The organism is Bacteroidales bacterium (assembly GCA_021648725.1).
In the GTDB taxonomy this organism is placed as follows: Bacteria; Bacteroidota; Bacteroidia; order Bacteroidales; family JAADGE01; genus JAADGE01.
Genome location: JAKISF010000011.1, coordinates 46,023 through 66,456, shown reverse-complemented (window position 1 = coordinate 66,456; position 20,434 = coordinate 46,023). Strand labels below are relative to the sequence as shown.

Annotated in this window: 16 protein-coding genes; 11 read left to right on the top strand and 5 right to left on the bottom strand. The window is 30.8% G+C overall.

Going from position 1 to position 20,434, the window contains the following annotated elements; genetic code table 11:
• Positions 1-11: 11 nt before the first annotated feature.
• Both L3J35_06180 and L3J35_06175 read right to left on the bottom strand, forming a co-directional pair.
• Positions 12-1,322 (bottom strand): ABC transporter permease, encoded by a 1,311-nt coding sequence (locus L3J35_06180; GenBank protein ID MCF6365775.1) that lies wholly within the window; start codon positions 1,320-1,322, stop codon positions 12-14.
• An 89-nt stretch (positions 1,323-1,411) separates the two neighbouring features.
• Positions 1,412-2,332, bottom strand: coding sequence for an ATP-binding cassette domain-containing protein (locus L3J35_06175; GenBank protein ID MCF6365774.1), 921 nt, complete (start codon positions 2,330-2,332; stop codon positions 1,412-1,414).
• A 171-nt stretch (positions 2,333-2,503) separates the two neighbouring features.
• Here L3J35_06175 and L3J35_06170 point away from each other — a divergent pair, with 171 nt between their 5' ends.
• The 5 genes from L3J35_06170 to L3J35_06150 all read left to right on the top strand — a co-directional run bounded on the left by L3J35_06170 (position 2,504) and on the right by L3J35_06150 (position 11,125).
• Positions 2,504-3,100 carry a hypothetical protein gene (locus L3J35_06170; protein ID MCF6365773.1) on the top strand — a complete coding sequence of 199 codons (597 nt, stop codon included), beginning with the start codon at positions 2,504-2,506 and terminating at the stop codon, positions 3,098-3,100.
• Positions 3,101-3,226: 126 nt separating this feature from the next.
• Positions 3,227-3,700 carry a 23S rRNA (pseudouridine(1915)-N(3))-methyltransferase RlmH gene (gene rlmH / locus L3J35_06165; GenBank protein ID MCF6365772.1) on the top strand — a complete coding sequence of 158 codons (474 nt, stop codon included), beginning with the start codon at positions 3,227-3,229 and terminating at the stop codon, positions 3,698-3,700.
• Positions 3,693-7,391 carry an ATP-binding protein gene (locus L3J35_06160; protein MCF6365771.1) on the top strand — a complete coding sequence of 1,233 codons (3,699 nt, stop codon included), beginning with the start codon at positions 3,693-3,695 and terminating at the stop codon, positions 7,389-7,391. Before rlmH ends, L3J35_06160 begins: the two co-directional genes overlap by 8 nt.
• Positions 7,392-7,503: 112 nt before the next feature.
• Entirely contained in the window at positions 7,504-8,493 is a 990-nt protein-coding gene (locus L3J35_06155) for a WD40 repeat domain-containing protein (GenBank protein MCF6365770.1), read from the top strand.
• A 61-nt stretch (positions 8,494-8,554) separates the two neighbouring features.
• Positions 8,555-11,125 (top strand): hypothetical protein, encoded by a 2,571-nt coding sequence (locus L3J35_06150; GenBank protein ID MCF6365769.1) that lies wholly within the window; start codon positions 8,555-8,557, stop codon positions 11,123-11,125.
• A 6-nt stretch (positions 11,126-11,131) separates the two neighbouring features.
• Here L3J35_06150 and L3J35_06145 read toward each other — a convergent pair whose 3' ends face one another.
• The 3 genes from L3J35_06145 to L3J35_06135 all read right to left on the bottom strand — a co-directional run bounded on the left by L3J35_06145 (position 11,132) and on the right by L3J35_06135 (position 13,579).
• A complete protein-coding gene (locus tag L3J35_06145) occupies positions 11,132-11,689 on the bottom strand; it encodes a hypothetical protein (GenBank protein ID MCF6365768.1) in 558 nt (185 codons plus the stop codon).
• Between the two features lie 41 nt (positions 11,690-11,730).
• Positions 11,731-12,648 (bottom strand): GNAT family N-acetyltransferase, encoded by a 918-nt coding sequence (locus tag L3J35_06140; GenBank protein MCF6365767.1) that lies wholly within the window; start codon positions 12,646-12,648, stop codon positions 11,731-11,733.
• A gap of 76 nt (positions 12,649-12,724) precedes the next feature.
• Positions 12,725-13,579 (bottom strand): 1-acyl-sn-glycerol-3-phosphate acyltransferase, encoded by an 855-nt coding sequence (locus L3J35_06135; GenBank protein MCF6365766.1) that lies wholly within the window; start codon positions 13,577-13,579, stop codon positions 12,725-12,727.
• A 241-nt stretch (positions 13,580-13,820) separates the two neighbouring features.
• Here L3J35_06135 and L3J35_06130 point away from each other — a divergent pair, with 241 nt between their 5' ends.
• From L3J35_06130 to mraY, 6 genes are read left to right on the top strand one after another with little or no spacing between them, the layout of a single operon-like run.
• A complete protein-coding gene (locus L3J35_06130) occupies positions 13,821-14,282 on the top strand; it encodes a protein mraZ (GenBank protein ID MCF6365765.1) in 462 nt (153 codons plus the stop codon).
• Positions 14,283-14,310: 28 nt separating this feature from the next.
• Entirely contained in the window at positions 14,311-15,234 is a 924-nt protein-coding gene (gene rsmH, locus L3J35_06125) for a 16S rRNA (cytosine(1402)-N(4))-methyltransferase RsmH (GenBank protein ID MCF6365764.1), read from the top strand.
• Positions 15,235-15,567: a hypothetical protein gene (locus tag L3J35_06120; protein ID MCF6365763.1), complete on the top strand. Its 333-nt coding sequence runs from the start codon at positions 15,235-15,237 to the stop codon at positions 15,565-15,567.
• 11 nt (positions 15,568-15,578) lie between these two features.
• Positions 15,579-17,711, top strand: a complete 2,133-nt coding sequence (locus tag L3J35_06115; protein MCF6365762.1) for a transpeptidase family protein — start codon at positions 15,579-15,581, stop codon at positions 17,709-17,711.
• A 3-nt stretch (positions 17,712-17,714) separates the two neighbouring features.
• Complete coding sequence (locus L3J35_06110) at positions 17,715-19,169, top strand: UDP-N-acetylmuramoyl-L-alanyl-D-glutamate--2,6-diaminopimelate ligase (protein MCF6365761.1); 1,455 nt, start codon at positions 17,715-17,717, stop codon at positions 19,167-19,169.
• A 36-nt stretch (positions 19,170-19,205) separates the two neighbouring features.
• The gene (gene mraY, locus L3J35_06105) at positions 19,206-20,432 is read left to right on the top strand and encodes a phospho-N-acetylmuramoyl-pentapeptide-transferase (GenBank protein ID MCF6365760.1); all 1,227 of its coding nucleotides are present in this window, start codon (positions 19,206-19,208) and stop codon (positions 20,430-20,432) included.
• Positions 20,433-20,434 lie beyond the last annotated feature (2 nt).

Sequence of the window (20,434 nt, the reverse complement as noted above, 5' to 3'; positions counted from 1 at the left end):
ATATTGTTATATTATTTATACCTCAACCACTTCCAAAGTTCTTTATAACTAACTTTCTTTCCGTACATTAAAATTCCGACCTTATAAATTTTTGCGGCAAGCCAAACTGTTGCAATAAATGCACCTGTCAACAAACCTGCCGATAACAGAAGTTCCCAAACTTCGTATCTTCCCATGGCAACACGTAAAGGCATTATTATCGGAGACGTAAACGGAATTATTGAAAGCCAGAAAGCTAAAGTTCCGTCGGGGTTTTTAACAATCCCTTGAGCTGATACAATTGCTAAGATAAGAGGAACTGTTACCGGAAGCATAAACTGTTGTGTATCTGTTTCATTATCAACAGCTGCACCTATTGCTGCAAAAAGTGATGAATAAAGCAAGTATCCTCCGGCAAAGAAAACCAAAAATGTGCTGATTATTGCAAACCAATTAAAATTTATTAATCCGACAATAAGGTCTGAAAACTGATTATTTCCGACAAGCTCTTCCATTTGTTGAGTTGACATATTTTGAATTTGACTTAAATCCTGACCTTGCGGCATCATACTTTCTCCGAAAGCAAAATATACAAAACTCACGATTACTCCGGTAAGCACAGCCCACAAAACAAACTGTGTTAATGCAACCAAAGCAATTCCTATAATTTTACCTGCCATTAACTGAAAGGGTTTCACAGAAGAAATAAGAACTTCCACTACTCTGTTAATTTTTTCTTCAATAACACCTTTCATTACTTGCACACCGTACATAAAAATAAAAATATAGATGACAAATGCAGAAATAAATCCGATTGCAATTCCCAGTTCAGCTGAACTTTTTTCAACTCCTTCTTCTGTAAGTGTGTAAGTTTCGAGATAAATGTCAACTTTTGCAGAATCAATTTCAGCTTTATTAATGCCTAGTTTTTTGAAATTTTCAGCCTCGACAAACCGTTCCATTCTTCCCGTTATCTGTTCTTTTACACTTAAATCAGGAGCTTTTTCAGAGTAGAGCACAAATTCGTTCTTAATTGTATCTGAAATTGTCAACATTGCATAATTTCCCGATTCTAAGAAATCTTGTTCTCTTTTTTTAATGTCCGGTTCATCCAAAAAACGAAATGTTAATGTTTCGGTATCTTCAAAAGCATTTTTATATTTACCGGATTCATCATAAACCGAAATTGTTTTTTTTTCGTTATCATCCATCATTCCCAGCCAAACAGGAGCAATAAAAAGTGCTGCCATTAATATCGGTCCGACAATCGTCATTATAATAAAAGATTTTTTCTTAACTCTTGTAAGATATTCACGTTTTATGATTAACGGTATTTTATTCATGTTTTTTTATTTAGTATTATTTAGAAGCTATGAGCCTGGTTTGTTATTCGACATATTGTTTTATTAGTATTGAACAACGCAACAAAAAATTATTGATTATTCCCTTTAACGGCTTTAACAAAAATATCATGCATACTCGGAATAACTTCATTAAACGAAATTATTTTACCGAATTGCAACATTTTCGAAAGCAATTCATTCGGACTTATTTTATTCAAAAGTTTTACTTTTACTATTGATGTTCCGTTTTGCTGTATGTTTTCTACTAGCTCATAGTCAGCCGTTAAGCTTGCAGAAAATTTATTGAAGTTTCCGTCAAAAACAATCTCAAAAACATTTGATTTGAACTGTTCTTTTATTTCTGAAACTTTTCCGTCAAGTATCTTATGCGAATTATCTATAAGAGCAATATGGTCGCAAACTTCTTCAACCGAAGCCATATTGTGTGTTGAAAAAATAACAGAAGTTCCTTTATCTCTTAAAGCAAGAATTTCTTTTTTCAGAATATCGGCATTAATCGGGTCAAAACCGCTGAAGGGCTCGTCAAAAATTAACAACTTCGGTTCATGAACAATCGTTGTTATAAACTGCACTTTTTGCTGCATGCCTTTTGAAAGTTCTTCAACTTTTTTATTCCACCAATCGTTAATTTCAAATTTATCAAATAAACTATTAAGCTTTGCTTTTGCATCATTTTTTGACATTCCCTTAAGCTGTGCAAAATACATTGCTTGCTCTCCTACTTTCATTTTTTTATACAAACCTCTTTCCTCCGGAAGATAACCGATATCTTTTATATGTTCCGGTTTCAGTTTTTCGTTAAATAAAAAAACCTCACCTTCGTCGGGTGCAGTTATCTGATTAATTATTCTTATTAAAGTTGTTTTTCCTGCACCGTTCGGTCCTAACAAGCCGAAAACGGTTCCTTCTTCAACACTTATACTTATTTCGGATAAAGCTCTGTGATTTTCAAATTGCTTTACTACTTTTTGTGTTCTTAGTATTTCCATATTTGTTTTGTGTGCTGCAAATATATAGTAAGTTCATATAATTCTGTAATAAATACTATCAAATGCGATTTTTAATGTTTAAATTACAATATTTGAATATTATTCGGAGGAAAATTCTGCAAACTATCCATAAATAAACTATCTTTGTTTTCTTAATTAAATATTCTAAAAATGGACACATTAAACTACCCTTTAAAATTTACCTTTAAAATAGGAACTTTATCAAACGATTTTACGGCAAAAGATGCTAATGACCAAACAATTGCTTATGTCAGACAAAAAATGTTTAAACTTAAAGAAAAAGTGGTGGTATTTTCTGACGAAACTAAATCAACAGAAAAATATCATATTAAAGCCAATAAGTGGTTAGATTTTAATACTGCATATAATTTTACTGATGCAGAAGAAACAAACCTCGGCAAAGTTGCCAGAAAAGGCTGGAAATCTTTATGGAAAGCAAAATATGAGCTTTATGATGAAAACGACCGACAAGATTTAGTAATTCAAGAAGAAAATCCTTTTGCAAAAGTTATGGATGCAATGCTTTCGGAAGTTCCTTTATTAGGAATGTTAACAGGGTATTTATTTAATCCGAAATACACAGTTACAAGACCTGACGGAACACTTGTCGCAAGAATAAAAAAAGAAAAATCTTTTTTCGGCAGAAAATTTTCTATTGATAAACTTGCCGAATTTGAATCGGGAGAAGAATTAAGGATTCTACTCGGAAGTATGATGATGCTTCTGTTAGAAAGAAGAAGAGGATAAATTAACTATAAAAAAGTGATAAAGGGTAATTTCGGCTGAAAGTTCTGAAATTATCCTTTTTTTTGTTTGCATTAAGAAAATATACTTAATTTCGTATTAATTCTTTATCGTATAAAACAGTAAACCGTGAAATTATCATTATTTTTTACAGGGAAAACCTCATCTGATTATCTTGAAAAGGGAATAAAGGAATATGAAAAAAGAATAAACCGCTATATTGATTTTGAAATTAAAACGATAAAAGATTTAAAAGCGAGCAAAAGCATGCCCTTAAAAACGGTAAAACAAAAAGAAGGAGAGGGAATTTTAAAGTATATTAAAGAAAATGACATATTAATTTTACTTGACGAAAAAGGCAAGCAATTTACATCAAGAGAATTTGCAAAGTTTATTAGCCACAAAAACAGCACGGGCGTTAAACATCTTATTTTTTTAATAGGCGGAGCTTACGGTTTTTCGGAGCAAGTTTACAAAAGAGCAAACGAAAAAATTTCATTATCTAAAATGACTTTCTCGCATCAACCCGTAAGACTTTTATTTGCAGAACAACTATACAGAGCATTTACTATTATAAAAGGAGAGCCATACCATAATGACTAAAAATCGGAAACTCATAATATTAGCAATTATTCCTGCAGTTTTGTTTATTTCATCTTATTTGGTAAATAAATACGAAGAAAGTAAATTGAACTATATTATTGACACAGAATATATTGAGTCGATTTTGCATCCCCTTGAAGATGAGCTTGAAACAATAGTTTCAAAAACTGCAAAAAGCATTTCTTCCGATAGTAATATAAGATTGTTATTTGAAGGAATTACGAATAATCAAAATTCGAAATTTACTGTTTTAATATACCAGAATGATTCGTTGAAATTTTGGACAAGCAATACTGTACCTATTCCTTATATTTATAATGATTCTGTTTTCAGGGATAGTAAAATTGTTAAATTAGGTAACGGCTGGTATGAAGTTGCAAAAGTTAATTTGAAAGATTGTAATATTATCGGTCTTTTAAAAATTAAGAATAATTATTATTATGACAATCAGTATTTAAAAACAGAATTTGTAATCGGTGCAGATATTCCTTCTTCCGTAATCTTGTCAACTTCACCTATCAGCATAGGAAGGGACATCAATAACAAAGAGGGAAAATATCTTTTTTCATTAATCCCTTCTAAAAATTTTGATTCGGAATATGAAACTTCGGAATTACCGTTTTTACTGTTTTATTTTTCAATAATTTCGGTTTTATTCTTTTTTACGATTTTATTAAAATTTATTTCCGATAAAAAAAACTCTTTTTTAATCAGTGCTGCAATAACCGTAGGGATTTCTGTTATTCTTATAATTATTTCAGAATTTTCGTTTAACGGTTTTTTAATTGATAATACTTTTAATTCAAGGGAACTGTATAGCGGAACATTTCCGTTTTCTTCTTTTGCAAAACTGTTAATATATGCATCTGTCGTTGTTTTTATTTCTGTAAATTTATTTAGGGTAATACCTTTCGAAAGTATTGTTGATAAGCTTAATAAAAAAAATGAAAGTTTTATTTATTTATTCATTTTCGGGTACATTTTAGTTATTTTTTACTACTATTTATTGATATACGAAACAATTTCTGCATTTTTATTAAATTCTACAATTACTGTCAACATTCAAAACCTTAAAGAATTTGATATATACGCCTTTTTTGCACACCTTTTAATCGGCATTGCATTTTTGTCATTTATTATTATTTCGGATCACTTTATAAAACTTACAAGCCGAATAACAAAAGCAATTAATACGATAGTAACTTTGCTTTTTTCGTCATTAATTCTCGTAATATTAAATTATTATTTTATTAATGAATTTTGCACATTTCAAGTTCTGTCATTCATTGTTTTTATTGTCATTCTGATATTCATTCGTTATTACAAACAGGATTATTCATACTATTCAGTTATCAGCATAATTTTTGCCTTTTCTGTTTTCATAGTCATTTTTGAACATTCTGACAATCGAATAAAAGAAGCACAAAAAGAAAGTATATTAATAAATCGGCTTGCAGATGAAAGAGATGAGATGGCTGAACGGTTTTTACGAGAAATCAACAACAGGTTAGTAAACGATACGGTTTTAATAAATAAGATTACAAATGTCAGTTTTGACCAAGACTTAATTATTCACGAATACTTAAGACGAAAATACTTTTACGGTTTTTGGGAAAAATATGACCTTTCACTTAGCTTGTGCGGAAATACCGAATTTTATGAATCGGCAAACCAAGCTTTAAATTGTCAAGGATACTATAGTAACAAATTTAATGAGTTTGGTAAAAAAGTTGAGAATACAGTATTTTGGTTCTTAAATGACAATTCGGGAAAAATAATATATACAGGTGTTATAAAAATTCCCGAATATATTGACAACAGAGATCTAACCTTATATATAACACTAAACGAGAAGCTTATATCAAAAAGCCTTGGGTATCCGAAATTATTAATTGATAAAAGCACACAAACAAAAACAGAATATGAAAATTATTCTTATGCAAAATATAATAACGGTATTCTCTCCGTTAAATCCGGCAAATATTTTTATGACTTAATAGATAAAGATTTCGCAATTAGCTCAGACCAGAGGTATAGCATAGAATTAAACGGCTACAACCATTTGGTCTTGTCCGATAAAAAAGGACAAAGAATTGTATTAAGTAAGGAAAAAACAAAGACTTTTGATTTAATAATTTCATTTGCCTATTTATTCGTTTTTTACAATTTTCTTGTATTTATTTCTATTCTTTTCTCAGATTACAGATTTGTAGTTAAAAAGTTAAAATTTAATTTTACAAATCAACTAAGGTTTGCAATGATATTTATTCTTGTTATTTCATTTGTTATTTTTGGAATCGGTACAGTTTATTATACAGTTAAGCAATATCAAGAAACCATTGATAAAGAAATAGGAGATAAAATCCAATCTGTTTTAGTTGAATTAAAACATAAGTTGCAAGATGAGGAAGAACTTACGCCGGCATGGCACACCGACAGATATGATCACCTTGACGAACTTTTAATTAAATTCTCTCAAGTGTTCTTCTCTGATATTAACTTATACGATTTAAACGGGTATCTGCTTGCAACTTCAAGGTCTGAAATTTTCAATAAAGGTTTAATAGGCAAACAAATGGACTCAGAAGCTTTTAAAGCGATGTCTTTATATAAAAAAACAGAGTTTATTCACAAAGAAAAAATCGGCAATTTAGAGTATTCATCAATTTATATCCCACTTAAAAATGATAATAACAAAATTATTTCATATATCAATTTGCCTTATTTTATTAAAACCAACAAACTTAAAAAAAACATATCAGATGTTCTTATCACAACACTAAACCTATATGTTGTATTATTCTTATTAACAATATTTTTAGCTTTTATTATTTCAACAGAAATTACAAGACCCCTAAGAATGCTGCAAAGCAAATTTAAAGCAGTTCAACTTGGAAAAAAACAACAAGAGATTATTTATAATAAGGATGATGAAATAGGTGCACTCGTAAAAGAATATAATTTAATGGTAAGTAAGCTTGAAACCAGTGTTAAAAAGCTGGCAGAGTCTGAAAGAGAAAGTGCGTGGAGAGAAATGGCAAAACAAATTGCTCATGAAATAAAAAACCCGCTTACACCCATGAAATTAAGCATTCAGCTACTTCAAAAAACATGGTACGATAAAATAGACGATACTAAAGGTTTTGAAAAGCGATTAAACTCTGTTTCTGAAACTCTTATAGAGCAAATTAATACATTATCATCAATTGCATCTGAATTTTCAGCTTTTGCAAAAATGCCCAAAGCAAGAAACGAAGAAGTAAATATTATACAAAAATTAAAAACTGTTACCGGTTTGTTTGAAAACACCGAGAATATTGATATAAGCTTTGATTATAAGAAAAATGATAATATTTATATAATTGCTGACAAAGAGCAAGTGTCCAGGGTCTTTATTAACCTAATAAAAAACTCAATACAAGCAATACCGAAAAAAAGAAAAGGGAAAATTAAAGTTTTATTACTGACCGGTCAAACAAAAGTAACAGTTATTATTGAAGATAACGGAGCAGGAATACCAAATGATAAAAAAAACCGTCTTTTTGAACCAAGTTTCACAACAAAAACTACGGGTATGGGAATAGGGTTGGCAATAGTCAAAAACATTGTAAACAGTGCAGGTGGCGATATTTGGTTTGAATCAAAAGTAAACAAAGGCACAAAGTTCTTTATTGAATTTTTAAAAGCATAAAAAACAACTTCTTTTGCAAATTTAACAAATATGAAAGCAACTTTTATCAAAGAAATTTGGTCAACTGACAAAGTAGTCGTATTTTAACCGAAATTAATTAAAAAGCCAAAAAATGAAATCCCGAATAATCAAAATCAATATAATTACCTTGCTGTTTTTATTGAATTTTCTGCAAATTAACAGTCAAAACCTTAAAGAAATAAACACCATAAGCGTTGAAGGGAAGTTTATTACAGCCGTAAATATATCGCCGGACAATCAAAAAATTATTTGCGGCTTTAACACAGGAGAAATTGTTGCTTATGAGCCTTTTACGGGCAAAATTATATATTCGTTAAAAAGACATACAGGTGAAATAAATTCCATTTCATTTGATAAAAAAGAAAAATATTTTATTTCTGCCGGTCAAGACAGAACTGCCGTAGTTTGGAGCATTAATACCGGAAAACAATTAAAATCATACACCGGAAACGGAGACGAAGTTTGGAGTGCAGAATTCACACCTAACGGAATTTATGTTGTAACAGGCGGAACAGACCAAGTAATCAGTGTATGGGAATTAGTATCTACAAAAAGATACAGAACACTTTGGGGACACAAAGACAGAGTATATGCTTTAAAAGTAACTAATGACGGGAAATATATTATAAGTGTCTCCGGCGACCGAAGAATAAAAAAATGGGACATTTCAAAACAACTTCAGGTAAAATCAATAGAAGGTCATACAAATGTTATAACAACATTAGCAATAAGCCCGAACCAAAAGTTTTTTGTAACAGGGGCAAAAGATAATACCGTGAAAATTTGGGACTTGGAAACCTTTGATAATATTGCAGTTATGCGAGGTCATATGTGGCATGTAAAAAAAGTTGATATAAGCCCTGATTCAAAATATATTGTCAGCAGTTCTTGGGACAACACATTTATTTTGTGGGATGTATCAACACATCAAAGTATTAAAACAATCCAATCTCATTCGGCTCCTGTACTCGATGTAGTTTTCAGTAAAGACGGGAAATATATTGTTTCTTGTGACGAAAGTAATATAAAAATTTGGGAAACAGGATTTGCTGCATCAAGTAATACATCAGACAATAAATAATCTCTAAACAACATAAGAAATTTTGGTAATTTTATTATCTTTGGTAATAAAACAAATTTGTATGCACAATATTTTTGAAGAATCATTAAGCCAAAAAAATAAGCAATTTAAAAACCTCTCATCCGAAAACCCGGAATTAAACAAATTAAACCACATATTCACAAACGCTAAAGTTGTTTATTTATATGACGGTTTTAACTTTGATGCTTTTACAAGTTCTGTTAAAATATTTTTACACAATGAACTAAAACAAGAAACAGATACCAAAAATTACGGAAAAGACTTTACCGAAATTCGTTTTAACTCGCCAAAAAGTTTTGCCGGAAAAATAAATGTAAATACTGACTTTCTTATTATCTTTTTTAAAACCGGCAGGCTTCTTTATTTCGATATAATTATTGCAGAAAACATTGACGGTACAGAAAAAAAACAAACAAATTTGGGCTTATCTTCACTATTAAATGATTCGCATAAAAAAGAAATCACAATTTTTATATACGAAACTGTTTATAGTAATTACCTGAAGAAAAACATTGTCGAAAAAATTGATTTTGACAATACTTTTATTGAAAAAACACATCTTAACGAAAGAGTTTTCATAAAAAACATAACAGAAGGGGAACATCTTTTAGTCAAACTAAATCTGTCGGCATTAAAAACCGAAAAACAGGACAAAGAAAACAACATTTATAATTCAACATTTATTGTAACTGAAGAATCAACTGCTGTTTTTGGCTTCAACAAAGCAGGCGAATGTATATTTTTTAAAAAATTAGAAGATAAATTTGAGATAAAAAAAAGAATCACAAAAAATTTAATCTTGTATAATGATATAGTTTGGCAACCTAAAAGAAAAAATTCAAAACTGTTTAATTTCCTAAAAAACATTCAGGATTATGAAAATTTTGACAGAATAAGAGAAATCGCAAGGCTAAACTACATAAACAAAAATTATAATACAGCAATACGTTTAATATCTTACATCAAATGTAAAGAAAGCAGCCCTATTAATGATTTACTTCTTTTGATTATAAGAGTCAAAAATGACAAAACTACAATTCAGAACTATTTTCCCGAAAATGAATTCAAAATAATTTCTCGGAAATTGTTATTGAGTGACAATGCAAAGAAAGATATTAACAATATATTAAACCGGTGGCAAGTATCATACAACGAAAAAACTTTCTTCTTAGAATTATTCGTTGAAACCGCAGATAACCCAGACGAAAAAAGAAAAATAATGCCCTTATATGAAACAATAAGAACTGAATTTAAAAAAAAGAATAAAGATTTAATAAACCAAACAGTATTTGATATTAACTATGCTGATTTTTTAATTGACTCCGATAAAAAAAGACGAGCAATTAAAATATTAAATAAATTAATGAAGCATCTTCCCGATGAAACAATTTCTGATATTTTACCTCCGCAAAATTTAAACTTATCAAGTTCTGAAAGCGGTCAACTTCTGAAAATTAAAATATTAAATTTGTTAACACTTGCAAAAGGTAAAAACAAATCCGAAAATGAAATTCAGAAACTGTTTCAGTTACAACCCCTTAACAAAAATAACTTAGTTCAACTATCGGAAGCAAAAAATGATGATTTGAAAAGCAAAGCTGAAAAAATCAATATCCTTCTGAAAAAAACCGGCTTAACAAATATCTCAAAAGAAGTTCCCGTAAGGAAGTATAACAAAATTCCCGAAAACATATTAAATGCGAAATTACGACATCCTGCAACAAATAAAAAAGGCAGTTTTCATTCTGTTCAAAAATGGATTTCTAAAATTAAAGCCGATGACTATTCATCATTAAAAGAATATGCCGAAAAAATTGACGAATCAAACTATTCTAAATTGTACGAGATTTTTGAAAACATACAACAAATTTTCGGCATCGAAAATCTTGAATTCTACATCTCGAGAGGTGAAAAATCAAAAAGCATTATCGGATATGAAGGAAACCCGCCTTTTATTATTATCGGTCAACATCATTTAGATATTAATTCTGGGTTATTTTTAAACTATCGAGAACTTCAATTTTCAATAGCTTCCGAAATTGCTCATATATTTTTTAAACATTCAAGAATATCGTCAAAAGACGTATGGAGAGGTGTTGCAGATAAGGGAGTAACTCTTTTAGATGCTCTTTTAACAGTTGTGCCGGTTGCAGGTTTAGCCGGAAAGTCTATCCAAAATTCGCAAAAGTTAAATCGCCTTACAAATATTCTTAAAAGTTCAAATCATATTGAGAAAGGTAAAAATATTTATAATGCAGCCGTCAGATTATCTGAATATTACAGCTCAACTTTTAAACCGGACAGCAAAACCGAAAAAGAACAAAAACTTTTAGCAGCTTCAAGATTAATGCAATTTACGGCTGACAAAGCAGGCTTAGCAATATGCGGGAGCATCAAATCTGCTGTCAGAACAATTTTCTTGACCGGAAAATATAATTTCGGTTTTTTTGAAGAAGCTGAAAAAAGCTCTCTATATGAGTTCCTTTTAAAAGTTAATCGTAACGGTTCTTACAAAAACCAGAACATAGCTTTAAGAATCGCACATTTATTCTCATTTTATGTTTCAGATGAATATTCTGAAATTCGAAATATATTATTGAAGGATGAATAATTTTGTTTAAAAAATCATTGTAAATCTTATTACAGGGTTTCGGTAAGGTGTTTTCTCATTTATTGAAAAATTATAAAATATACTTGACAAAAATGCAGTGCGTTTACCTATTTTTTGGCGATAGCCTATACCGCCCAAAAAACCGGGAATAAAAATCCGCTCACCCGTATAATAATAGGTGCTGATATCATAATCAGCAATATTTAACATTTCATATTCACTTTGTAAAAAGATGTCATTATAAATAAAAAGTCTGGAAAAAACTTTTCCGCCGTAAACATTATCAGATAAATTATAAGAATAATTTTTCGCATATAAGTAGTAACCGCCTATACCTGTTTCAACATTCGGCAATATTCTGTATCCCGCCTCCGGTGTCAGCTTTAAAACAATTGATGTGCCGAATTGAAGACCGAAACCTCCTCCGAAGAATATTTTTTCGTTTAAAGTCGATTCCTCTTTAATGTTCTGGTATGTATAAGGGTCATATTCTTGTGAGAAAATAAACAAGTTATTTAATATAATGAAAAAAATCAGAAAATATGCTTTCTTTTTTACCATCATACATTTTAAAGCATTAACCCAATTTAGGGAAATTAGTTCTGTCAAAATTCAAGATGCCTTTTTTTCTTGCTCTCATAAATATCATCAACTGTTATTAAAATACCTGTTTCTTCAACATATCCGAAATTTGTATTTATTGAAGTTCCGAAACATTTCATAGTTCCGGATAAACTCATATAAGAGTTTATTAAAGGCGGTACATTTTCGCCTCTCACACGAACTTCTTTTGATAATATTTTTTTATTCTTCTCGTAATCATCATTCGGAAAAACCATTGCAAGTTCAGTTTCATTATGATGATAAGGCAAAGGATTAATAGGGGAAACTAATTTCTCGGGGTCTTTAAAATGTTTATTCATGAAATATAAAATTAAATCACGAGAAAATTTTTCAAAATGTGTGTACATTGTAACTTTACCGAAGAAATATTTTATTTTCGGATTGTTATTCAATAAAGCACCTAAACCGTCCCAAAGATTATCCAATGCAAAAAGAGTTTTTCTGGTTATACTTCCCGATTGAAAATTAGGTTGTACAAAAGAACGCCCCAACTCAATGGTATAAGGCATATATTCTTTTATAAATTTATCTGAAAAATTAAGCAAGCCCTGTGTTGCAAGTTTCATACCTTCGTGCTTTTCAGCCGGAATTTTACTGAGATCAATAAATCGATACCCGCCTGTAATTTCTTTATCTTCTTCGTCCCAAACAATTAATTGTTTATAAGGTATTTCTGCGGTATCATAAGCATCTATATCTGCATCTTTCCCTGAGCCTCCGCCTGCTCTCCTGAATGCATGCTCTCTTAATCTGCCTATTTCTTTCATAACATTTGGCGAATCGTGTGCTGTGCATACATAAATAGCGTTATCTCCGAAATTTGTTCTTCGCATAAACTTATCTTCCGTTAATTCGGAAATCAATAAATCTTTATCGACAGCAGGTATAATATCTTTCATTAATTCTTGATATCTTAAAATTCTATAATTTACAAATTTAAACAAAAAAATAATAAAATGTTTTATTTTTCATATGTTAAAATTCCGGTTCAATGTCTTCGCCTATTTTATAAATGTGTTTTTTTACTTCTTGTGCCCACTCAAAATGGCTTTTTGATTTATCAAATTTAGAATATGCTATCGGCTTTCCTATCGTAATTTTCAACGTATTCCCTTTTTGTTTAATTGATTCATCAACTAAGTAAAACATTTCCAAATTCGCCTTTATTCCTAAAAACTTTCGAATATTTGCAAAGCGGTAAAACTTATTACTTAATTTCCCTTCAATATATATCGGTATTACATCTCTTTTATGCTTAATTGCTCTTGTAACAAATGTTTTTTTCCAATCTCCGTCTGTTATTTTCCCTTTATTCTTTCGCGAAACCATGCCCGACGGGAAAAAGAAAAACGGATAATCAGAATTAAAAATATCATTTAAAAGGGCAATTTGCTCACGAGGAGTAATACCATGTTTATTAACGCCTACAAAAAACTCATTTAAACTTTTAACATTTAAAAGAATGTCATTTACAACCGCCTTAACTTTTCCGTATTTTTTAAAAAGAATATTTATAATATGAAGACCGTCAAAACTACCGATAGGATGGTTGGCCACAAAAATTACATTACTGTTATCAGGAAGATTATTTTCATTAATTATTTTTGAATAAACATTAAAAGTTGTAAATGAATTCTCAAGAAACTCATTCCCTGTGCTTAAGTTATTTTTTTGAATAAAATTATTTAATACATCTTGGTGTATTGTCCTTTTTATATATTTGATAATAAATTCGGGAAGCTTTTTATATAATTTAGGATTTTTCCCGGAAATTATTCTGTCAATATCTATCAGTTTTTTTTCTTCTTTATTTTGTGCTGAATTCTTCATAAAATAATTTTCAAGAAATAAAATACAAATATATATAATCACTTTCTTAGCTCAAATTTTTTTATATCATTTTTTTTTTAAACACCTCACTTTTAATAAAACACATAATTTACTAACATAGAGCAATATACATTAAATGTTAACTATGTTAATAACTTGACGATTAGTTTGTTGTGGGGCAAAGTGGGATAAAGTGGTAAAAATGTATTATATTTGTAGTTTAAGATTTAAAAAAAAATTAATGGCAAATTTCATAGGTGACTTTACGGCAAAAATTGACTCGAAAGGGAGAGTTAATTTTCCGTCTGCATACATTAAGCAGATGTCGGAAAGTTCTGAGAAAAAATTTGTAATTAAAAAAGACATATATGATAAATGTTTAATTATCTATACAAGTGACGAATGGGACAGGCAAACATCAATAATTAATAAAAAAACGAACCCGTATAACAAAAAACACTCTGCATTTTTAAGAGAATTTTATAGAGGAACGGCAGAACTAAAACTTGATTCCAATAATCGAATATTAATTCCGTCAAGATTGCTTGAAGAAATTAACATAAAAAAAGACATTAAACTGTTAGCTCAAAATCAAAAAATTGAACTTTGGGCAATTGAAGAGTACGAAAAGGTAGCCATGGAAGCAAATGATTTTGCAAATCTTGCAGAAGAAATAATGGGAGGTGATTTGCCGGAATTATAACATTACATCAGATTTATCATAAATAAAAATGTCAAATCAATATCATATTCCTGTATTATTAAATGATTCGGTAAAAGGATTAAATATTAAGCCCGACGGGGTTTATGTTGATGTTACATTCGGAGGAGGTGGACACACAAAAAAAATATTACCCGAATTAACAACAGGAAAGTTAATAGCACTTGATCAAGATGAAGATGCAATAAAAAATGCAGATAAAATATTATCAGACAACTCATTAAAAAACAAATTTATTTTTTTTCGAGGAAACTTTAAATACCTGTCAAACTTTATTAAATATGCAGGATATGATAAAGTCGACGGAATTTTGGCAGACTTAGGAGTTTCTTCTCATCAATTTAACAATAAAGAAAGAGGCTTTGCTTTCAGGTTAGGGGGCATTCCGGATATGAGAATGAATACAAAAGCAAAACATTCATCGCTCGACATATTAAACAATTATAGTGAAGAAAAACTTTCTCTGCTTTTCAAAAATTACGGAGAACTAAAAAGTTCTCGGAAATTAGCAGCAGAAATTATTAGTTTCAGAGAAAAATCAAGAATAACAAACTTAGAACAGCTAAACCAAATTATTAACAATGCAATAAAAACGAATAAAGAATTTAAAATCACTGCAAAAGTATATCAGGCATTAAGAATAGAAACGAACAAAGAACTTGATGTTCTAAAAAAATTACTGTTGCAGTGCCCTGAAATAATAAAAAAAGGAGGGCGACTCGTAATTATTAGTTATCACTCATTAGAAGACAGAATTGTTAAAAACTTTCTGAAATTTAACAATTTTGAAGGCAACCGAATCACAGACATATATGGAAAACAGCATAAAGAATTCAAAGAAATATCAAAGAAAGTAATAATGCCCGATGAAAACGAGATTAAACAAAATAACAGAGCAAGAAGTGCCAAGCTCAGAATAGCAGAAAAAATATAAATGGCAAATACAAATAAAATAATACGTAATATTTTAACAGGTAAGTGGCTCGGTTCAGAAATAAAACCGGCAAATATGTATTATATATTATTTGTTGTTACCCTTATTATTTTTCTCATTTACAACAGATACAGAACCGAAGAACTTGTAATCAAAAAAAGAACATTAAAAAATGATGTGGAAATATTACATTCAAAACACACAAAAATTGAAACAAAATTAATGATTCTCGGAACAGAGAGAAAGGTAGCACAAGACAGTACAATAATTAAATTAGGTCTTAAGCTTCCCGAAACCCCGTTGAAACAAATAATAATTGAAAAGCTGAATTAACAACTTTATACATGTCCGCAGATAACAACCTAAATATCAGGGAGCAAATAATAACACGAACAGCCGTTGTCTATATTGCATTGATAATATTTGCAATATACCTGATTGTTAAGATGGTTCAAGTAATGATTGTTGAAAAAGATCAATGGGAAAATAAAATAAACTCATTTGCTGTTGATTTAAGAGAAAGCAAACCCAACAGAGGAAATATATATGACGCAAACAGAAAACTGCTGGCAACCTCTGTCAGTTTTTTTGACATTCACATGGATACAAGAGCAGGGGGTTTGACGGATAAAAGGTTTAACGAAAACATTGATTCTTTGTCATTTCGTTTATCCGACTTTTTAAAAGATAAATCGAAAGAGGAATATAAAAGAAAACTTATTAAAGCAAGAAAAGATTCTGTTCAGTATCTGAAGATTGCAACAAACCTAACATTCGATGAGTTTTCTGAAATCAAAAAATTCCCTCTTTTCAGATTAAGCAGCAATAAAGGCGGTTTCATAAGTAAAAAAAGAACGTACAGAAAAAGACCTTTTGGCAATTTATTAAGAAGAACAATCGGATTCTTGGGCGAAGATAAAGGAACCGGACTCATTCAAGGCAAAGCCGGCTTAGAATATACATATAACCGCGAACTCGGAGGACGAGCAGGCAAATCTTATATGAAAAAAATTGCTTCCGGAAATTGGATGAACATTAAAGGAGGCGAAGTTCTTAAAACAGAAAACGGTTTAGATTTAATTACCGCAATTGATATTGATTTGCAAGACTATGTTGATAATATCTTAAAAGCACAATTATCAAAACTAAAAGCAGACTACGGTTCTGTTGTGGTAATGGAGGTTGAAACAGGATATATTAAAGCTATAGCAAATATTAAAAGGTATAACAATAACACTTTTACAGAAGAACTAAACTATGCAGTCGGCGAAAATCTTGCTCCCGGATCAACTTTCAAGTTACCGGTATTAATGGCAGCTTTAGAAGACGGTTACGTTGATTTAGAAGACATAATTGATACGGGAAACGGGCATATCATGTATCACGGTGTTCCCGTAGATGATTCCGGCGGTCACGGTTACGGAAAAATTCCGGTATGGCAAGTCTTTGCTAAATCTTCCAATGTAGGAATGTTAAAAATAATTGATGATAATTATGTGAAGAAAGGTCGAATTGAAAGATTTTTAAAACAACTGAATGCAATCGGAATAGGTGACATTTCCGGGGTAGATATTTACGGGGAAAATAAACCCTTTATTAAAACTCCCGAACATCCTGCATGGGCAGCATCAACTCCCGGAATGATAGCTCACGGTTACGAAGTTAAAATTTCACCTTTACAATTATTAACCTTTTATAATGCAGTTGCAAATAACGGCATAATGGTTAAACCTCAAATAGTTAAAAGAATTGAAAAAGACGGAATGCCTGTTAAAGAATTTAAACCGGTTGAACTAAATCCTTTAATTTGTTCAAAATCAACAATCCTTAAAGCTCAAAAAATATTAAGAGATGTTGTTGAAGTCGGCACGGCAAGGTTAATTAATACAAAAGAATACAAAATCTCCGGAAAAACCGGAACAACAGAATATTACGATTCAAAAACCGGAACACACAACGAAAAATACAGAGCATCATTTGCCGGCTATTTTCCTTCCGATAATCCTAAATATTCAATGATTGTCGTAATCAACAGACCGCAAACAGATTACTACGGTGCATTAGCAGCAGCTCCTGTTTTTAAAAAAATTGCAGACAAAATATTTTCAAAAGACAGAGATATTAATCCGCCGAAAGAAGATTTATCCGGTTCAAACAAAACTCCGTATTCAAAAAACGGAAACAGTGATGATTTAAAACGTGTTTTGGCTTCGGTTTCATTTCCTGTTAAAAATGAGAATAGTTCAAAATGGGTTACAACAGAGGCGCAAAAAGATATAATCATATTTAAAAACAGAACTTTTGAAAATGATAAAATGCCGAACTTACAATATATGGGAGCAAAAGATGCAGTTTATATTTTAGAAACTATGGGTATGAATCCCTGTATTTCAGGCAGAGGTTTTGTCATTTATCAATCAATTGCTGCCGGAACAGAAATTAAAAAAGGAACAAAAATAAAATTAGAACTAAAATAATTAATGCAAAAAACATTAAAACATATCATAAATAACATTAAGCACGAATTAATTTCCGGTTCTGTTAACACAAAAATTTCAGGCATAAGTTTCGATTCTCGAAAAACAAAAAAAGGACATCTGTTTGTTGCCGTAAAAGGCGTTAATGCCGACGGACACAGTTTTATTAAAAATGCAATTAAATCAGGGGCTTCTGCAATAATGCTCGAACATGATACAGAAATTGACAAAACTATTACTGTTATTAAAGTAAAAAACAGTAACGAAAATTTAGGAATTGCAGCATCAAACTTTTATAATAATCCTTCTGCAAAACTTAAACTTATAGGGGTAACAGGAACTAACGGAAAAACAACAACAGCAACTTTGCTCTATAAATTATTCTTAAAATCCGGTTATAAGGTCGGCTTGATTTCAACCGTAAAGGATTACATTAACGAAAAAGAAATTAAAACAAGATACACAACACCCGATGTAATAACTTTTAACAGATTACTTAATGAAATGGTTTCGGCAAATTGTGAATATTGTTTTACCGAAGTCAGTTCACATGCAATTCATCAAAATAGAATAGGCGGATTAACATTTGCCGGAGGAATTTTTACAAACATTACACATGATCATTTAGATTATCACAAAACATTTAAAGAATACATTAAAGTTAAAAAAACGTTTTTTGATAATCTGCCTGAAAATGCTTTTGCTCTTACAAATATTGACGATAAAAACGGAAATATAATTTTACAAAACACAAAAGCTGAAAAATACACTTACGCTTTACGAACTTTTGCCGATTTTAAAACAAAGGTAATTGAAAAACATATAGACGGGATGCTTCTGGAAACAGACAACACAGAAGTTTGGACTTTGTTAACCGGAACTTTCAACGCATACAATTTAACAGCTGTTTATGCAACAGCCCTGCTTTTAGGTTTAGAAAAAAGCGAAGTTCTGACAACTCTGAGCACCTTAAAAGCTGTTGAAGGCAGGTTTGAAATCGTAATTAATAACGATATAACGGCAATTATAGATTATGCTCACACACCGGATGCATTACAAAATGTAATTCAAACCATTAATGAATTAAGAAAAAACGGGCAAATATTAATAACCGTTGTAGGTGCCGGCGGAAACAGAGATAAAGAAAAACGCCCCTTAATGGCAAAAGCTGCACTTAACGGAAGCGACAAACTAATATTAACTTCTGATAATCCGAGAAATGAAGTCCCCGAGCGAATTATTGAAGATATGGCAACAGGTGTGAAGGATAACCAAATGGATGTGTTAAAAATTACGGAAAGAAGAGAAGCAATTAAAACAGCAATAATTCTGGCAAAAAAAGGAGATATTATTTTGATTGCCGGAAAAGGACACGAAAATTATCAGGAAATTAACGATAAAAAAATACATTTTGACGATAAAGAAACAGCAGAAGAATTTTTAAAAAGTAAAAAATAGAAACAATCCTGCAGGATGTTTCGCAAAACAAAAAATATGTTTTACTACCTATTCGAATATTTAGACAAAATGGACATTGCCGGAGCAGGTTTATTTCATTATTTATCTTTCAGAGCTGCACTGGCTGCAGTAAGTTCTCTTGTTGTTTCCATGATTTTCGGAAAAAGAATTATCCGATTATTACAAAAAAAACAAGTGGGCGAAGTTGTCAGAGATCTCGGTTTAGAAGGTCAATATGCAAAAAAAGGAACTCCGACAATGGGCGGTCTCATTATTATTGCTGCAATTCTTATTCCTGTATTACTTTTTGCCGAAATCGGAAATATTTACATTACATTAATGCTCATAACAACCGTTTGGCTCGGAATAATCGGGTTTATTGACGACTATATAAAAACATTTAAGAAAAACAAAGCCGGTTTAGCCGGAAAATATAAAATCATCGGACAGGTAGGATTAGGGCTGATTGTCGGACTGACATTTTATTTCAGCGATGATATTCAAATTAGAGAAAACCCCGAAGCATCAATACTTTACGAAACAAATATCTCAACAGATCTTGAATACCCGACTAACGGAGATAAGCCGTTAAAAACAACAATTCCGTTCTTAAAAAACAACGAATTTAATTACGAATCCCTTGTTTGGTTTATGGGAGAACATAAAAAAGATGCTGCCTGGATTGTTTTCGTTTTGACGGTAATTATTATCATAACCGCAGTTTCTAACGGGGCAAATATGACCGACGGTTTGGACGGCCTCGCAACCGGAACATCATCAATCATCGGAGCAACACTCGCCATTTTTGCTTATGTTTCGGGTAACCTAATTTTTGCCGACTACCTAAATATAATGTACATACCGCACATAGGCGAATTAGTTATTTTTGCAAGTGCATTTATGGGAGCAACCATCGGGTTTTTATGGTATAATTCATATCCGGCACAAGTATTTATGGGCGATACCGGAAGCTTAACCCTCGGCGGAATTATTGCCGTTTTTGCAATAATTGTAAGAAAAGAGTTTCTTATTCCATTATTGGCGGGAATATTTTTAATGGAAAACTTATCAGTAATGCTACAAGTTGCATGGTTTAAATATACAAGAAAAAAAACAGGCACAGGAAGAAGAATATTTTTAATGGCTCCGCTGCATCATCATTTTCAAAAAAAAGGGATTCCCGAATCTAAAATAGTATCAAGATTTTGGATTGTAGGAATTTTATTAGCTATTATAACAATTTTAACATTAAAAGTGAGATAAAA

What these genes read in the sequence shown, in the direction of transcription:
- L3J35_06180 (MCF6365775.1), bottom strand. Translation starts at nt 1,322, where the DNA reads ATGAATAAAATACCGTTAATCATAAAACGTGAATATCTTACAAGAGTT.
- L3J35_06175 (MCF6365774.1), bottom strand. Translation starts at nt 2,332, where the DNA reads ATGGAAATACTAAGAACACAAAAAGTAGTAAAGCAATTTGAAAATCAC.
- L3J35_06170 (MCF6365773.1), top strand. Translation starts at nt 2,504, where the DNA reads ATGGACACATTAAACTACCCTTTAAAATTTACCTTTAAAATAGGAACT.
- L3J35_06160 (MCF6365771.1), top strand. Translation starts at nt 3,693, where the DNA reads ATGACTAAAAATCGGAAACTCATAATATTAGCAATTATTCCTGCAGTT.
- L3J35_06155 (MCF6365770.1), top strand. Translation starts at nt 7,504, where the DNA reads ATGAAATCCCGAATAATCAAAATCAATATAATTACCTTGCTGTTTTTA.
- L3J35_06150 (MCF6365769.1), top strand. Translation starts at nt 8,555, where the DNA reads ATGCACAATATTTTTGAAGAATCATTAAGCCAAAAAAATAAGCAATTT.
- L3J35_06145 (MCF6365768.1), bottom strand. Translation starts at nt 11,689, where the DNA reads ATGATGGTAAAAAAGAAAGCATATTTTCTGATTTTTTTCATTATATTA.
- L3J35_06140 (MCF6365767.1), bottom strand. Translation starts at nt 12,648, where the DNA reads ATGAAAGATATTATACCTGCTGTCGATAAAGATTTATTGATTTCCGAA.
- L3J35_06135 (MCF6365766.1), bottom strand. Translation starts at nt 13,579, where the DNA reads ATGAAGAATTCAGCACAAAATAAAGAAGAAAAAAAACTGATAGATATT.
- L3J35_06130 (MCF6365765.1), top strand. Translation starts at nt 13,821, where the DNA reads ATGGCAAATTTCATAGGTGACTTTACGGCAAAAATTGACTCGAAAGGG.
- rsmH (MCF6365764.1), top strand. Translation starts at nt 14,311, where the DNA reads ATGTCAAATCAATATCATATTCCTGTATTATTAAATGATTCGGTAAAA.
- L3J35_06120 (MCF6365763.1), top strand. Translation starts at nt 15,235, where the DNA reads ATGGCAAATACAAATAAAATAATACGTAATATTTTAACAGGTAAGTGG.
- L3J35_06115 (MCF6365762.1), top strand. Translation starts at nt 15,579, where the DNA reads ATGTCCGCAGATAACAACCTAAATATCAGGGAGCAAATAATAACACGA.
- L3J35_06110 (MCF6365761.1), top strand. Translation starts at nt 17,715, where the DNA reads ATGCAAAAAACATTAAAACATATCATAAATAACATTAAGCACGAATTA.
- mraY (MCF6365760.1), top strand. Translation starts at nt 19,206, where the DNA reads ATGTTTTACTACCTATTCGAATATTTAGACAAAATGGACATTGCCGGA.